Source organism: Lysobacter sp. 22409, from assembly GCF_052045105.1.
GTDB classification, from domain to species: Bacteria; Pseudomonadota; Gammaproteobacteria; order Xanthomonadales; family Xanthomonadaceae; genus Lysobacter; species Lysobacter antibioticus_B.
Genome location: NZ_JBQEOE010000007.1, coordinates 1 through 16,752 on the forward strand (window position 1 = coordinate 1; position 16,752 = coordinate 16,752).

Annotated in this window: 7 protein-coding genes; 6 read left to right on the forward strand and 1 reads right to left on the reverse strand. The window is 68.2% G+C overall.

Features of this window, described 5'->3' with window-relative positions:
- Window positions 1-560: 560 nt before the first annotated feature.
- Window positions 561-1,922 (reverse strand): exodeoxyribonuclease VII large subunit, encoded by a 1,362-nt coding sequence (gene xseA / locus ACTJJK_RS05415; RefSeq protein WP_440729692.1) that lies wholly within the window; start codon window positions 1,920-1,922, stop codon window positions 561-563.
- A 208-nt stretch (window positions 1,923-2,130) separates the two neighbouring features.
- Between xseA and ispG the strand changes: the two genes are divergently transcribed.
- From ispG to ACTJJK_RS05445, 6 genes are all read left to right on the forward strand, one after another.
- On the forward strand, window positions 2,131-3,402 hold the full coding sequence (ispG, locus tag ACTJJK_RS05420) for a flavodoxin-dependent (E)-4-hydroxy-3-methylbut-2-enyl-diphosphate synthase (protein ID WP_036149614.1): 1,272 nt from the start codon (window positions 2,131-2,133) through the stop codon (window positions 3,400-3,402).
- Window positions 3,377-4,114: a phosphatase PAP2 family protein gene (locus ACTJJK_RS05425; protein ID WP_440729693.1), complete on the forward strand. Its 738-nt coding sequence runs from the start codon at window positions 3,377-3,379 to the stop codon at window positions 4,112-4,114. Before ispG ends, ACTJJK_RS05425 begins: the two co-directional genes overlap by 26 nt.
- Before the next feature lie 271 nt (window positions 4,115-4,385).
- A complete protein-coding gene (locus ACTJJK_RS05430) occupies window positions 4,386-7,682 on the forward strand; it encodes a S8 family serine peptidase (protein WP_440729694.1) in 3,297 nt (1,098 codons plus the stop codon).
- A gap of 185 nt (window positions 7,683-7,867) precedes the next feature.
- Window positions 7,868-9,139: a YadA-like family protein gene (locus ACTJJK_RS05435; RefSeq protein ID WP_440729695.1), complete on the forward strand. Its 1,272-nt coding sequence runs from the start codon at window positions 7,868-7,870 to the stop codon at window positions 9,137-9,139.
- A 296-nt stretch (window positions 9,140-9,435) separates the two neighbouring features.
- A complete protein-coding gene (locus ACTJJK_RS05440) occupies window positions 9,436-12,720 on the forward strand; it encodes a S8 family serine peptidase (protein WP_440729696.1) in 3,285 nt (1,094 codons plus the stop codon).
- Between the two features lie 496 nt (window positions 12,721-13,216).
- Window positions 13,217-16,531: a S8 family serine peptidase gene (locus ACTJJK_RS05445; protein ID WP_440729697.1), complete on the forward strand. Its 3,315-nt coding sequence runs from the start codon at window positions 13,217-13,219 to the stop codon at window positions 16,529-16,531.
- Window positions 16,532-16,752 lie beyond the last annotated feature (221 nt).

Genomic DNA, 16,752 nt, shown 5'->3' on the forward strand with positions numbered 1-16,752 from the left:
TTGGTTACCTTTCTTTTGTTGCTTTAGACAAAAGAAAGTAACCCGCCGCTTTAGTGGCGGAAGCTTTTGGCGTTTGATCTTGTTTCTGAAAACCTCACGCAAGTGCAGAGCTGTCACCCCTGTAGGAGCGACGTAAGTCGCGACCGATCTCGCAGGGTGTCGATCAAGCAAGTGCAGAGCTTCCGCCCGCTAACGCGGCCGGGTTACTTTCTTTTGCTAAGCCCAAAAGAAAGGTAACCAAAGAAAAGGGCTCTCCTTGCAAGGGCACAGGCCACGAGTGCGATGCTGTCGCCGGGATTTTTCGATAGGACATCCTTGTCCTATCGAAAAACGCCGCACGTCCTGTGCGGCGCCCTCCGGGTCTCCAGGCGTTCTCGCAAGTTCGATACTGCGCCAAGCTCATGTGGCAACGGCAACGGCAACGGCAACGGCAACGGCAACGGCAACCTGCTTCCGGGTAGGAGCGGCGCGAGCCGCGACCGTGATGATTCCGTTCGCACCGTCACCGGCCGCAGACTACGTAGAAACGCTACAGGCCGCGATCGGGTCGGGTGCTTCGGTTACCCGCGCTCGCCGTCGGCGCCGACCGGCGCTTCCACTACCAGGCGCAATTGTCCGTCGCTGACCCGCGCGTTGAGGCGGTCGCCGGGGGCGGCGTCGAGCACGCTGCGCACGACGCGGCCGTCTTCGTGTTGGACGATGGCATAGCCGCGGGCTACGGTGGCCAAGGGGCTGCAGGCTTCGAGCGAGCGCGCCAGGCCGCGCAGGCGCAGGGCGTCGCTGCGCAGGCGCCGGGCGATCGCCGCCTGCGGGCGGTGGGCGAGGGCGCTGAGGCGTTCGCGCAAGCGCGCGATGCGCCGCTGCGGTTGGTGCGCACGCAGCACGGCGTCGGCGTGGCGCAGGCGCGCGCGTTCGCGTTCGAGCTGGCGGCGCCAGGCCTGTTCGAGGCGGCGCAGCGCGTCCTGTTGACGGACGCGCAGGGCCGCCAGTCGCGCCTGCGGGCGCAAGGCGTTGAGGCGCAGGCCGGCGCGGTCGGCGCGTTGCATGGCCTGACGCAGGCGCTGCAATTGCAGATTGCGCAGCCGCGCCTCCAGCACGCGCACGCGGTGCAGCAGGTCTTCGCGCTGCGGCACCAGCAGCTCGGCCGCCACCGAAGGCGTCGGTGCGCGCACGTCGGCGGCGAAATCGGCGAGGGTGAAATCGGTCTCGTGGCCGATCGCCGAGACCACCGGCACTTCGGACGCGGCGATCGCGCGTGCCAGGCGTTCGTCGTTGAACGCCCACAGGTCCTCCAGCGAGCCGCCGCCGCGGGCCAGCACGATGACGTCGTAGCGTTGCGAGGCCTGGGCGCGTTGCAGCATGGCGACGATCTGCGCCGCCGCGGCATCGCCCTGCACCGGCACCGGCAATACCTCGGCTTCGACCAATGGAAAGCGCCGGGCCAATACGCTCAGTACGTCGCGCACCGCCGCGCCGCTCGGCGAAGTGATCACCGCGATGCGCGAGGGGAAGCGGGGCAGCTCGCGCTTGCGCTCGGTATCGAACAGGCCTTCGGCGCTGAGCCGCGCCTTGAGTTCCTCGAACGCGCGCCGCAAGGCGCCTTCGCCGGCCTCTTCCATATGGTCGAGCACGAGCTGGTAGTCGCCGCGCGCTTCGTACAGGGTCAGCCGGCCGCGCGCCAGTACCCGCAGGCCTTCGCGCGGGACGAACTTCAGCCAACTGCTCTTGGGCTTGAACATCGCGCAGCGGACCTGGGCGCGCGCGTCCTTCAGGGTCATGTAGAGGTGCCCGGAGGACGGCCGCGACAGGTTGCCGAGTTCGCCTTCGACCCAGATCAGCGGGAAGGTGTCCTCGAGCAGGTTGCGCGCCAGCGTATTGAGCTGGCTCGGCGTCAGGACGTGATCGGGGTCGCTGGGGGGCATGGAAGAGACTGGAGAGACGGCGGGCTGGCGGGAGCGACGGCATGGCGCCGCAAGGGGCGCCGACGGGCGCAGGCGCCGATAGTATCGCGATGGGCCGGCCCGGTCTCAGCGCCGGTCCGCGGCTTCGGCCCTTGCGCGGGGCCGTTCATCGAACCGCGCTTCACCTGCGCGACACGTAAGCCCGGCCCTCGGCGCTACAATGGCGGGCATGAATTCAGACCTCGTCCTGCCCTGCGCTCATTCCGGTTTTGGCCCCCTCCCGCGCCGTCTGACCCGTACGGTCAAGGTCGGCGGCGTCGAAGTCGGCGGCGGCGCTCCGGTGGTGGTGCAGTCGATGACCAACACCGATACCGCCGACGTGGCCTCGACCACCAAGCAGGTCGCCGAACTGTGGCGCGCGGGCTCGGAGATGGTGCGGGTGACCGTCAACACCGCTGAAGCGGCCGCGGCGGTGCCGCGCATCGTCGACAAGCTGGCGATGATGGGGATCGAGGTGCCGATCATCGGCGACTTCCACTACAACGGCCATCAGTTGATGACCGCCGAGCCGGCCTGCGCCGAGGCCCTGGCCAAGTACCGCATCAACCCAGGCAACGTCGGTTTCGGCAAGAAGAAGGACAGCCAGTTCGCCACTCTGATCGAGCTGGCGATCAAACACGGCAAGCCGGTGCGTATCGGCGCCAACTGGGGCTCGCTCGACCAGGCCCTGGCGGCGAAGCTGATGGACGAAAACCATGAGCGCGCCGAGCCCTGGGACGCCGGCCGCGTGTTGCGCGAGGCGCTGATCCGTTCGGCGCTGGACTCGGCCGCGCGTGCGGTCGAGCTCGGCCTGGCGGCCGAACGCATCGTCCTCAGCGCCAAGGTCAGCGGCGTGCAGGAACTGATCGCGGTGTATCGCGAACTCGCCAACCGCAGCAACCACGCCCTGCACCTGGGCCTGACCGAGGCCGGTATCGGCAGCAAGGGCATCGTCGCGTCCAGCGCCGCGCTCGGCGTGCTGCTGCAGGAAGGCATCGGCGACACCATCCGCATTTCGCTGACGCCCGAACCGGGCCAGGCCCGCAGCAACGAAGTCATCGTCGCCCAGGAACTGCTGCAGACCATGGGCCTGCGCGCGTTCACGCCGATGGTCACCGCCTGCCCGGGTTGCGGCCGCACCACCAGCACTTTCTTCCAGGAACTCGCGCAGAAGGTGCAGGAACACGTGCGCGCCAAAATGCCGGAGTGGAAGATCACCCATCCGGGCGCGGAAAACCTCACCCTGGCGGTGATGGGCTGCATCGTCAACGGCCCGGGCGAATCGCGTCACGCCAATATCGGCATTTCGCTGCCGGGCACGGGCGAAGCGCCGTCGGCGCCGGTGTTCGAAGACGGCCAGAAGACCGTGACCCTGCGCGGCGAGAACATCGCCACCGAATTCGTCGCCCTGATCGACACCTACGTCGAGCGCAATTATGGCGCCCGCGCCGCAGGCGTCTGAGTCCAGCGTCGCCGCCCGAGAGGGCGGCGACACCCTCCAGCAGGAAGCGCGCTTCGGCGCCGCGCTGCTGCGTCGACACGGCTGGCTGTTGCTGCTGGTCTTCATCGGTCTGCTGATGCCGCTGTGGGGCTTCGCCGAACTCGCCGACGAGATCCACGAGCAGGAAGCGATCGTCTTCGACGTACCCATCCTCGAATACGCCCACGGCCTGGCGCGCGAGGGCTACGACAAGTTCTTCGTGCTGATCTCCCGGATCGGCTACCTTCACGGCGTGGTGCCGTTCGACATCGCCCTGGTGGCCGCGCTCATCGCGCGCCGCCGTTTCCGCGAAGGCAGTTTCGCCGCGCTCGCCCTCGGTGGCTCGGCCCTGCTCAACATCGCCGCCAAGCAGTTCTTCGCCCGCGAGCGGCCGTCGCTGTGGGAGTCGATCGCGCCCGAGCACAACTACAGTTTCCCCAGCGGCCACGCGATGGGCTCGATGACGCTCGCGGCGACCTTGATCCTGTTGAGCTGGAACACGCGCTGGCGCTGGCCGGTGCTGGCGATCATGGCGGCCTTCGTGCCCCTGGTCGGTTTCTCGCGCCTCTACCTCGGCGTGCATTTCCCCTCCGACATCCTCGCCGGCTGGGCGGTCGCCACCGCCTGGGTGGTGGCGGTGTATCTGATCGTCTACCGCGGCGGGCAGTTGCGGCCGTGGCGCGCGTCTACCTGATTCCAAGCCCGCGGGCAAGGGTTTCGGCGGCCATCGTTCGGCCGGTTTCGCCAAGACTGGCAAGGTTATTCCACAAATAAAGTGTGACGCGGGTGGGGGGATCCCGTTCCGCCTGCGTTGTGACTTCAGGGGGAAGGAACAACGCAGCACCTGGGCCGTGTCCACGCCGGCGCCGCGACGGATCCACCTTCCCCTACACGAGTGCGCAATGCCGGTCGCGTTGGCCAGGCGTTGCGCTTAGCGCATGCGTCAGCAAAGAGGGGCTAGGGGAATGCGGAAAGTGATGAAGAGGACTTCCATTGCGGCGGCGATCGCCGCGGTTGCCGCCGTCGCGGGGGCGAGCGCGCTGATGTCGGGCCGCGATGCCGGCCCGAGCGGGCCGATCGGCGGCGCACCGCCGCCGTCGCTGCCGAGCGAGGCAGCGCTGGACGGTTATCAGCGCTATATCGTGGTTTACCGCGAGGCGCCGTTGGGCAGCTACAAGGGCGAAGTGCGCGGTTTGCCGGCGCCCAAGCGCCTGCCGAGCACGGTCGCCGGCAATGGACGCATCGACGTCCAAAGCGCGGCGGCGCGCGGCTACGTGCAGCATCTGGGCGATGTCCAGGCCCAGCACGAGCAGCGCATCCGCGGCCTGCTCGGACGCAGCCCGCGCATCGACTTCCGCATGCGCCACGCCCTCAACGGCATGGTCACCCAGCTCACCCCGCGCGAGGCCGATCGCCTCGCCCAACTCGACGAAGTGCGCTTCGTCGAGCCGTACAAGGAATACGAGCAGGCCACCGACGTCGGCCCTGCGCTGATCGGTGCGCCGGCGCTGTGGAACGCCGCTCCGACCGGGTTCCGTGGCGAGGGCATGGTGGTCGGCATCATCGACTCGGGCATCAACTTCGGCAGCCCGGCCTTCGCCGCGATCGACGACAGCGGCTATCGGCACGTCAACCCGCTCGGCGCCGGCACCTACCTGGGCAGTTGCGCCCCCGGCGGCGTCGACGAAGGCCGTTGCAACGACAAGTTGATCGGCGGTTACGATTTCGTCTGCAACGCGCCGGGCAACCAGTGCGGCGTGGCCGACATCCGCGAAGAGCCCGGCTTCGGCGACACCAACAGCCACGGCAGCCACGTCGCCTCGACCGCGGCCGGCAACGCCTGGACCGCGAGCTACCGCGGCCACAACATCCGCATTTCCGGCGTCGCGCCGCGCGCGAACATCATCGCCTACGACGCCTGCTACACCCAGATTTCCACCGGCCGCGGCCTGTGCCCGAACACCGCCACGGTGCGTTCGATCGACCAGGCCATCGCCGACGGCGTGGTCGACGTCATCAACTACTCCATCGGCGGCGGTTCCAATCCGTGGAGCGAAGCGACCTCGTTGTCGTTCCTCAACGCCACCGATGCCGGTATCTACGTTGCCGCCGCTGCGGGCAACGACGGCCCGGGGTCTTACAGTTCCGGCCATCTGGAACCATGGGTCGCCACCACCGCCGCTTCGCAGCACGGCCGCGGCACCTTCGCATGGGTGCTGTCGCTGTCCGGCCCGGGCAGCGTGCCCGACGACCTGCAGGCGATCGAACTGACCGAAGGCAGCGGCGGCACGCCGTTCACCGTCGCCATTCCGGCCAACACGCCGGTGCGCGTGAGCGCCGGCATCGATACCGCCAACGACGGTTGCGCCGCATTCCCGGCCAATACCTTCCAGAACTCGGTCGCGGTAGTCCGCCGCGGCACCTGCAACTTCAGCGACAAGGTCGCCAACGCCGCGGCCGCGGGTGCGGTGGCGGTGGTCATCGCCAACAACCAAGTTACGGGGCTGACCCCGACGGTGACCGGCGCGACCGTTCCGGCCTTCGTCGCCAGCCAGGCCGACAGCAACCTGCTGCGCGACTTCGCCAATGCCAACGCCAACACCAGCGTCGGCGCCATTCCGTTCCCGTCGGTGATCGTCAACAACACGCCCGACCAGCTCGCCGGTTTCAGCTCGCGCGGCCCGGCCGGCACCCTGGATGTGATCAAGCCCGAAATCACCGCGCCGGGTGTGGATATCCTGGCCGTCACCGCGGGCACGGCGATCAGCGGCAGCGAGAACCTGGTCGGCCTGATCAGCGGTACTTCGATGGCCTCGCCGCACCATGCCGGCGCCGCCGCGCTGGTGCGCCAGGCACGTCCGAACTGGACCGTGGCCGAGGTCAAGTCGGCGCTGATGATGACTGCCAAACAGGAAGTGCTGAAGGAGGACGGCGTCACTCAGGCCGATGCGCACGCGATGGGCGCCGGCCGCCTGCAACTGGAGCAAGCGATCCGCGCCGGTCTGGTGCTCAACGAGACCACCGCTAACTACCGTGCGGCCAATCCGGCCGGCGGCGGCGAGGTCTCGGCGCTGAACCTGGCCAGCATGGCCAAGTTCAGCTGCGCCGGTTCGTGCTCGTTCACCCGCACCTTCCGTAACGTGCTGTCGACCCGGCAGACCTGGACCGGCAAGGTGCAGGGCTTGAGCGCACTGGTCTCGCCCTCGCTGTTCACGCTCAATCCGGGCGAGAGCAAGACGGTCAAGATCACGGTCAGCACCAGCTCCTTGCCCTCGAACGGCAACTTCAACTTCGGCAAGTTGGTGCTGACGCCGTCCGGCGGCGACACCAGCCAACCGCTGTTGCGCCTGCCGATCGCGGTCGCGGTGCAACCGCCGCGTCTGGATGCCACCCCGGCCACCGCGCTGACCCTCACCCAAGGCAGCAGCGGCAACGTGACCTTCCGCCTCGGCAACATCGGCGGTTCCAACCTGGATTGGCAGATCGACAATACCGGCAGCGGTGGACGCACGCTGGTCGCGCAGTTGCCGAACAACGCCAATGGCCGCCGTTCCACTCGCTTTACCGACGCGGCCACGGTCGGCGCGCGCGCGCAGCTGTCGGCGGATGACTTCACCCTCAGCGATGCGACCGGTATCACCCGGATCGTCGCCGATGGTTTCGTCAACGGCGGTTCTCTGGCGACTTCGACCAACATCAACTGGTCGATCTTCCGCGACGTCGACGGCAACCCCGAAGGCAATCCGGAATCGACGCCGCAGTTGGCAGTGTGGAGCCACACCTCCACGGTGAACGGCGCCGGCGTGTCGACCTCGGGCTTCGCCACCATCAACCTCAACCTCAACCTCGCCACCGCCGGTCAGAACGTCAATCTGCCGGCCGGTCGCTACTGGCTGGTGGTATCGGTGCGCGCGCCTTTGGCGACCGGTTGGTTCTGGTTCAACGCCACCAGCGGCGACAACATCTACCGCGGCGCGATCATTGTCCCCGACGGCAGCGGTGCCTGGACGGCGACGGCCGGTGCGCCCGGCATGGCCTATCAGCTGCAGGGCGCCAACGCCTGCGGCGCCACCTGGATCGGCGCGCCGTCGCGCGCGTTCGGCCGCCTCGCGGTCGGCGCCAACGTCGACACGCAGGTGCAGATCAGCGCCGCCGGCCTCGCGCCGGGCAGCTACTCCGGCTATGTCTGCGTGGCCAGCAACGATCCGTTGCGTCCCAAGGCGGCGCTGCGGGTGGCCCTGACGGTCACGCCCTCGCCGTGACGCTCCGGGTGCCGGACCCGCATTCGGGTCCGGCACCTCAAAACCCGGCGCGGCCGCTTGTGCGGTCCGCGTCGATGCCTCTTTCCACCGCCGCGCCGATGCACGGATCCGCGGCGGCGCACGACATCCTACTGGGGGACAGTTTGAACATTTCGCACAAGACTCTTCTCGCCGCCGCTCTTTCGTTGGCTTGCACAACCGTCTGGGCCGGCGAGCCCTGCGTGCTCGACGACGGCTTCGGCGGCACCACCACCGGCGGCGCCACCGCCGCCGGCGGCAGCGCCATCGCTTGCGGTCAGGGCGCCAGCGCCGACGGCGACTTCGCCGTGGCCACCGGCGCCGGCGCGACCGCCAGCGCGGTCGGCGCGGTTGCGGTCGGCGCGGGCACTACCGCTGCGGGCGACCAGAGCACCGCAGTCGGCACCGGCGCGACCGCTTCGGCCGCCAACAGCAGCGCGATCGGCGACAGCGCCACCGCGGCCGGCGAGTTCTCCACCGCGAGCGGCTCGGCCAGCACGGCCGGCGGACGCTTCTCCACCGCCAGCGGTGCCGGCAGTTCGGCCAGCGTCGACAACGCCACCGCGTTGGGCGCCAACAGCTCGGCGTCGGCCGTCGGCTCGGTCGCGCTCGGCAGCGATTCCATCGCCGACCGCGCCAACAGCGTGTCCTTCGGCGCCGCCGGCAGCGAGCGGCAATTGGTCAACGTCGCCGCCGCGACCCAGGACACCGATGCGGTGAACCTTTCGCAGCTCAACACCCTGAGCGGCGCCTTCGGTGGCGGCGCGAGCTTCGCCGGCGGCGTGTTCACGCCGCCGACCTATGTGATCCAGGGCGGCAATTACAACGACGTTGGCGCGGCCTTCTCCGCGGTCGACGGCCGTTTGACCGATCTCTATACGCGGGTCGGCGCCGGCGTGGCTTCGTCGGTGACCTATGACGACGCTTCGAAGGCACAGGTCACTCTGCAGGGCGGTGGCGGCACGCGCGTGTCCAACGTCGCCACCGGCACCGCGCCGACCGATGCGGCCAACGTCGCCCAGGTGCAGGCCGGCGATGCGCAAACGCTGGCGAGTGCGAATTCGCGTGCCGATGCCGGCGATGCGCAGACGCTGCGCAGCGCCAACACCTACACCGATGCGCGCATGAACCAGATGCTGGCGGCGCCGACCGCGGCGATCAACGAACTGCGCGAGGACATGAACTGGCGTTTCAACAAGCAGGACGAACGCATCGACAAGCTCGGCGCGATGACTTCGGCGATGGTGCAGATGTCGGCCAGCGCGGCCGGCCTGCGCACCCAGAACCGCATCGCGGTCGGCGCCGGTTTCCAGGGCGGCGAGCAGGCCTTGTCGATCGGCTATCAGCGCGCGATCAGCGACCGCGCCACGGTCACCGTCGGCGGTGCGTTCAGCGATTCGGAAAGCTCGGCGGGCGTGGGCGTCGGCTTCGGCTGGTAAGGCGGTTCGCATCGTTATCGCGTAACCCAGGGCAGTCCATGTCCGATCGTTGAAGCGCGATTTCAAAAAGCGGCAAGTTCTAGGCGGCGCTCGTAAGGGCGCCGCTTTTTTTAGGCGCGCAGGCTGCCGGGCGGGTCCCGGCATCGCAGCCTCGGCGGCCGGTCGGGCGCAGCTTGGTTGTGCCTTTGCAAGCCACCGCAATGCGCGCGGCCGCAGCGGACATCCGCATGGCGCAATGCGAACATCGCGGCCGGGCGGTGCGCTCGTACCGTCCCATCACCCGGGGAGACAACAGGATGTCGAAGCAGATTTCGATCGCCGTGGCGCTAGCCGCGGCGGCGGTGACAGCGCTCGCTTTCGCGGCCATGAAGGTGTCGCGCGAGGAGGCAGGAAATTCGGGACCGGTTGGCGGCGCTCCGCCACCGGGCTTGAGTACGGGCAGCGGCGGCGACGCCGTGCGTTACGTCGTGGTCTATCGCGAGGCGCCGCTGAGCGCCTATCGCGGTCAGTCGGGTTATCTGCCGGCACCGGCGCGACAGCAGGCCGGCCCTGCCGGCCGCGGACGGTTGGACGTGCATGGCAATGGCGCACGTGCCTATCTGGATCACCTCGAGCGCCTGCAGGCGCAGCACGAGGCCGAGATCGGCCGTGCGCTCGGACGCCGCCTGCACGTCGAGCGGCGCCTGCGTCACGCGCTCAATGGCGCGGTAGTGCGCTTGAGCGCGGCCGAGGCTTCGCGTGTCGCGCAGCGCCCCGAGGTCTTGCTGGTCGAGCCGTATCGCGAATATGCCCAGGCCGGCGACACCGGGCCGGCGTTGCTCGGCGCACCGGCGCTGTGGAATGCCGTCCCGACCTCGTTCCAGGGCGATGGCGTGGTGATCGGTGTGATCGACTCGGGCATCAATTTCGGCAGCCCGTCGTTCGCTGGCGTGGACGCGGCGAATCATCAACACGTCAATCCGCTCGGCAGCGGCAATTATCTCGGTACCTGCGCTCCCGGCGGCGTCGACGAAGGGCGCTGCAACGACAAGCTGATCGGCGGGTACGATTTCGTCTGTGGCGCGCCGGGCAATTTTTGCGGCATCTCGACGGTGCGCGAAGAGCCCGGTTTCGGCGATAGCCAAGGCCACGGCACGCAGGTGGCATCGGTGGCCGCGGGCAATGCGCGCACAGTCCAGTACAAGGGCCGCGACGTCGCCATCTCCGGTGTCGCTGCGCACGCCAATCTGATCGCTTACGACGCCTGTTACAGCGTGGTCTCGACCGGGCAGGGCTATTGCCCGGGCGTGTCGGTGGTCGCGGCGGTCGACCAGGCCGTGGCCGACGGCGTCGTCGACGTGCTCAATTTGTCGATCACCGGCGGTCTCGAACCTTGGGGCGAAGCGGTGTCCTTGGCGTTGCTCAACGCCACCGAAGCCGGCATCTATGTGGCGGTGCCGGCAGGCAACCTGGGCTCGGAGGCGGGCAAGGTCGAGCATCTCGAACCCTGGGTCGCGACGACCGCGGCCGCGCAGCATGGGCGCGGCGAGTTCGCTTCCTTGCTGCAGGTCACCGGTCCCGCACCGGTGCCGGCGGCGGTGCAGACGATCGTCCTGGGCGAAAGCAGTACCGGTGTAGCGCTGACTGCGGCGATAGGCGCGAGCACGCCGTTGCGCGCGAGTCCGGGCATCAACACCGGGTCCGATGGTTGCAGTGCATTCCCAAGCGGGACGTTCCAGGGCGCGATTGCGGTCATGCGCCGTGGCACCTGCACCTTCTCGATCAAGGTCAACAATGCCGCTGCCGCCGGTGCGGTCGCGGTGGTGATGGCCAACAACGCGCCGGGCACGTTCGCCCCGACCTATCCGGGCACGACCATCCCGGCCTTCCACGTTTCCGCCGCCGATGGCACGCAGTTGCGCGATTTCGCCATGGCCCAGGCCTCGGCGACCGCCGGCATCGGCTATCCGGCGGCGCCGATCCCGAACACGCCCGACGCGTTGGCCGGCAGCAGCGGCCGCGGGCCGGCCGGCCGTTTCTCCGTGCTCAAGCCCGACCTGACCGCACCCGGCGTGCTGGTGCTGGCGGCGACGTCGGGCACGGCGATCAGCGGCAGCGAGTCCGCGGTCGCGTTGGCGAACGGCACGTCGATCGCGGCCGCGCACAATGCCGGCGCGGCGGCGTTGCTGCGTCAGGCATGGCCGCAATGGAGCGCGGCCGAGCTCAAGTCGGCCTTGATGATGACCGCCAAGCCCGAGGTGTTCCTACCCGACGAGTACACGCCCGGCAATGCGCATGCGATCGGTGCCGGCCGCATTCGCGTCGATCGGGCCTGGAGCGCCGGCTTGGTGCTCGACGAAACCGCGGCGAACTTCCGCGCGGCCAATCCGGCCAACGGCGGCGACCCGGCGAACTTGAACCTGGCGAGCCTGGCGCAGGCGAAGTGTCCCGACAGTTGCAGCTTCACCCGGGTTTTCCGCAATACCTCGGCGAACGCGCAGACCTGGAACTTGGTTCTGCATGGCTTTCCCGGGTCGGTCGCGCCGACCCAGTTCACGCTGACGCCGGGCGCAAGCCAGGCGGTGCTCGTCACCATCGACAGCAGCGGCGTGCCGAAAGACAACTCGTGGCGCCACGGCCGTTTGGAGCTCAGATCCGGCAGCGGCAGTACCCAGGCCGTTCTGCGTTTGCCGATCGCGATCGCGGTGCCGCCGCCGGCGATCGCGTTCAATCCGGCGCAGGTATCGTTGACCGTGGCCGCGGGCAGCAACGCGACCGTGCCGTTCCGTGTCGAAAATCGTGGCGGCTCGTCCTTGCTGTATCAGTTCCAGCTCGGTGGCACCGCACTGCGCACGCTGGTGGACACCAGCGCCTCGTCTATCGCGTATGGAGACGTGAGCACGATCTTCACCGATCCCAACCTCAATCCGCCGGCGGCCTTCGCCGCCGAGGATTTCACCCTCACCGAAACCACGCGCATCGGCAAAATGCTCGTGCGAGGCGCGAATAGCGGCGGCTCGCCGTTGGCGAACGTGGCCATGATGTTGGGGTGGAGCGTGTATCCGGATTTCAACGGCAACCCATCCGGACACCCGATGACGGTCGGCAATCCACCGGCGGTCTGGAATTTCTCCACCGCTTCGATGACCGCGCCCGGTCTGCGTCTCAAGGGGGGCGATATCGGCTTGGATCTCGCTGCGGCCAATCAAACGCTCGACTTGGCGCCTGGACGGTATTGGTTGGTGCCTTACGTGCGCACGGCGCAAGCCACGCAGTGGATCTGGCTGCAATCGAACTCGGCCGGCAGCAACGGCTATCGCGCCATGCGTCTGGGTTTCTACAACTGGAGAAATGGCTTGCCCGGGCCCGGCGGGACCGGACTGGCCTGGCGCGTCGAGACGCGGCATACCTGCGGAGCGAGCTGGATACTCACCAACTTGGGCAGCGGCCAAGTCGGAATCGGCAATGGCGACGACCACGACATCACCATCGTCAGCAACGGTCTCGCCCCTGGGCACTACGTCGGTTATGTCTGCGTCTCCAGCGACGATCCCGAGCGCCCCAACTCGGCCTTGCGCGTGGAGTTGACCGTGACGCCCTGAGGCCGCACCGCAGCGCGCCTCACTCGCGGCTCGTGCTGCGATGCAAGGTGAATACCGCGACTCTGCCGCGGCGCAACAAAACGACGGCGCCCCACCGGGCGCCGTCGTCGTTAGCGGCAACCTCGCCGAGGGCTCGCAGGTTCGCTCGGCCTCGCTGCCATCGCTGGCCGGCATCGGCCGCACGTCCGCGCCTGCCCCGGAACTGAGGTTTCAGCACTGCAACATGCCGAAAAAGCATCTGTGGGCGCATCGAAAATGTGTTACTCATCACGCCGCAACGTTCGAGCCTCCAGCAGGCTGCTGGCTTGGGAGGGGAGGCAACGCCTCGTTGCGTTTGCGGTAGTTCCGGCGCTTGGAAGGGCGCTGGGGGGCTGCGGGCACGGAGCAGGGCCGCCGTTCGTCGCCGACGATCTTTACCTTCCTGAATTCGAACCGCGACATGCCTGAGGGGGCAGGCGTGGGGCGGTTTCTTCGCGAACGGACGAGGAGATCTCTCATGCCAACTGCACTGAACCGATTGACGATCGCCATCAGCCTGGTCGGGCTGGCGGCGCTCGCGGGGGCCGCGATCCGCGGTCTCTCGAACGACAGCCCGGCCGATGCCGGCGCGATCGGCGGCGCACCATCGCCGAATCGTGTCCATAACGGCCTGGAAACCCAGACCAGCCGTTACATCGTGTTGTACAAGGAAGCACCGCTCAGCACCTACCACGGCGAAGTCGCGGGCCTGCCCGCGCCGCAACGCCTGGCCGGCGCGCAGAACGCGAACAGCGCTGCCGCCAACAGCGCGGACGGCAATCGCATCGACGTACAGAGCGCGCAAGCGCGCAGCTACGTACGCCATCTCGACACCGTGCAGCGCGATCACGAGCGCGGCATCAGTTCGTTGATCGGTCGTCCGCTGGCGATCGAGCGCCGCATGCATCACGCCGTCAACGGCGTGGTCACCCGCATGACCCAGAACGAAGCCGCGCGTATCGCCAAGTTGCCCGGCGTCGAACTGGTCGAGGAATACCGCGAGTATCCGCTGGCGACCGACGTCGGCCCGCAGCTGATCGGCGCGCCGGCGTTGTGGAACGCCAGCCCGACTCAGTTCCGCGGCGAAGGCGTGGTGGTCGGCGTGCTCGATACCGGCATTAACTTCGGCAGCCCGGCGTTCGCCGCGGTCGACGATACCGGCTATCAGCACATCAATCCCAACGGCAGCGGCAACTACCTCGGCACCTGTGCCCCCGGCGGCGTCGACGAAGGCCGTTGCAACGACAAGCTGATTGGCGGTTACGACTTCGTCTGCGGGCCGCCCGGCAACACCTGCGGCGTTGCGGGCCTGCGCGAAGAGCCCGGTTTCGGCGACACCAACAGCCACGGCAGCCACACCGCGTCGACCGCGGCCGGCAACGCCTGGACCGCGAATTACAAGGGCCGCAACATCCGCATTTCCGGCGTCGCGCCGCACGCCAACATCATCGCCTACGACATCTGCTACACGATCATCGCGACCAACCAAGGCCAATGCCCCAACACCTCGGCGGTGGCCGCGGTCGACCAGGCGATCGCCGACGGCGTCGACGTGATCAATTACTCGATCGGCGGCGGCGCCTCGCCGTGGGGCGAAGCGGTGTCGCTGGCCTTCCTCAACGCGGCCGATGCCGGCATCTACATCGCCACCTCGGCCGGCAACAGCGGCCCCGGCCCGAACACGCTGGGCCACCAGGAACCGTGGACCTCGACGACCGCCGCTTCCCAGCACGGCCGCGGCACCTTCGCCTATCTGCTGCAGGTGACCGGCCCCGGCGCCGTGCCGCCGGCGTTGCAGGCGGTGGTATTGACCGAAGGCTCGTCCGGCGCGGCGTTCACCACCTCGTTGCCGCCGACCACGCCGGTCCGCGTCAGCGCCGGCATCGACACCGCCGCCGACGGTTGCGCCGCGTTCCCGGCCGCCACCTTCCAGAATGCGGTCGCGGTGGTGCGTCGCGGCACCTGCAACTTCACGGTCAAGGTCAACAACGCAGCCGCCGCGGGTGCGGTCGCGGTGGTGATCGCCAACAACCAACCGGGCGCCACCTCGCCCAGCGTCCCGGGCACGACGATCCCGACCTTCCTCGCTGCGCAGACCGACAGCGATGCCTTGCGTAATTTCGCCACCGGCAACGGCAATACGACGACCGGTGGGATCAACTTCCCGCCGACGCCGATTCCGAATACGCCCGACGTGCTCGCAGGTTTCAGCTCGCGCGGACCGACCGACGGCCTGGATCTGATCAAGCCCGACGTCACCGCACCCGGCGTCAACATACTCGCGGTGATTTCCGGCACCACCCTGACCGGCAGCGAGAACATCGTCGGCCTGCTCAGCGGCACCTCGATGGCCTCGCCGCATCAGGCCGGCGCCGCCGCGCTGTTGCGCCAGGCCAAGCCGGACTGGACCTCGCACGAGATCAAGTCGGCCTTGATGATGACCTCGAAGGAAGAGGTCTTCAAAGAAGACGAAGTCACCCCGGCCGACGCCTTCGCCAAGGGAGCGGGCCGCATCCAGGTCGATCGCGCCTTGCGCTCGGGCCTGGTGCTCAACGAGACGACGGCGAACTTCCTGGCAGCCGATCCGGCCACCGGCGGCGACGTCTCCAAGCTCAACCTGGCCAGCCTGGACAAGCGCGAGTGCTATGGCTCGTGCACGTTCAAGCGCGTCTTCCGCCATGCCCAGGGCAAGCCGGAGTTGTGGCTGGCGCAGGTCAAGGGGCTCGACGGCATCGCCTTCCCGCCGGTGTTCCTGTCCGCGCCCGGGCAGAGCACGACGGTGCATGTGATCGTGCTGAGCAAGGGCTTCGCCAAGGACGGAAGCTGGCACTTCGGTCAGCTCGACCTCAAGCCGCTGTTGACCCGCGCATCGCCCGATCTGCATCTGCCGATCGCGGTCGCGGTGCAGCCGCCGGCGATCGCACTGAGCCCGGAACAAGTGTCGCTGAGCCTGAGGGCCGGCAGCCGCGGTTTCGCCGACTTCAGCATCGGCAACACCAGCGCCTCGCCGCTGGAGTTCCAGGTCGACAACACCGGTTCGGCATCGCGCACCGTCGTCAACGCCAGCAGCGAAGGCGTCGCCAGCGGCTTCCGCAGCACGATCTACACCGACCCGGCCTCGGCCGGCGGTCTGCCGGCGCAGTTCTCCAGCGACGATTTCACCCTGACCGACACCACTCGCCTGTCCAAGCTGTTCTCGGAGGGCTTCGTGTCCAGCGGTGCGTCCCTGGCGAGCACGGCGACCAACATCAGCTGGAGCGTGTATGCCGACAACGGCGGTAATCCCAGCAGCAACCCGTTGGCCGGCAGTGCGGTGTGGAGCTACACCTCCGCGCCGAACGGCACGGGCGTGACCCTGGACGGCGCCAACATCGCGCTGGACTTGGTCGCGGCCGGGCAGAACGTCGAACTCGCTCCGGGCCGCTACTGGCTGGTGGTGAATGCGCGTACCAGCTTCGCCAACCGCTGGGTCTGGTTCGCCTCCAACAGCGGCGACAGCCAGTTCCGCACCATCGCGCCGAACGCGAGCGGTGTCGGCACCTGGTTGGCCGGTGCCGGTTTCGCCGGGCTGGCCTACGACATCCAGGGCCTGAGCGCTTGCGGTGCACCCTGGATCGGTGCGCCGACCCGCGCCTTCGGCACCGTGCCGGGACACGGCACGATCGCCAATCGCGTGCGCATCAACACCGCCGGCCTCGCGCCGGGCGGACACGTGGGTTATGTCTGCGTGGCCAGCGACGATCCGGTGCGGCCGAAGGTGGCGTTGCGGGTGGCCTTGACCGTCACTCCGTAACCATCGCAGGCTGAAGCGTCATCCAGACCGGGCCCGTTCGCGGGCCCGGTTTTTTTGTGTCTGCGTGGCGGCGAGGAGACCTGCGATGTGGTCGTGCATCGATCGATGATTATCGATCGGCCGCTTCTGTTTTCTCGCCTTCGACAGCTATCGACTGCCGACCGTTGAGCGCCGATAGATGTGCCATCTACGCATTCATATTTGACGAACTCATCCTCTGT

Bases quoted from the DNA above. Each gene is read 5' to 3' on its own strand.
- xseA (WP_440729692.1), bottom strand. From the start codon at position 1,922: ATGCCCCCCAGCGACCCCGATCACGTCCTGACGCCGAGCCAGCTCAAT.
- ispG (WP_036149614.1), top strand. From the start codon at position 2,131: ATGAATTCAGACCTCGTCCTGCCCTGCGCTCATTCCGGTTTTGGCCCC.
- ACTJJK_RS05425 (WP_440729693.1), top strand. From the start codon at position 3,377: ATGGCGCCCGCGCCGCAGGCGTCTGAGTCCAGCGTCGCCGCCCGAGAG.
- ACTJJK_RS05430 (WP_440729694.1), top strand. From the start codon at position 4,386: ATGCGGAAAGTGATGAAGAGGACTTCCATTGCGGCGGCGATCGCCGCG.
- ACTJJK_RS05440 (WP_440729696.1), top strand. From the start codon at position 9,436: ATGTCGAAGCAGATTTCGATCGCCGTGGCGCTAGCCGCGGCGGCGGTG.
- ACTJJK_RS05445 (WP_440729697.1), top strand. From the start codon at position 13,217: ATGCCAACTGCACTGAACCGATTGACGATCGCCATCAGCCTGGTCGGG.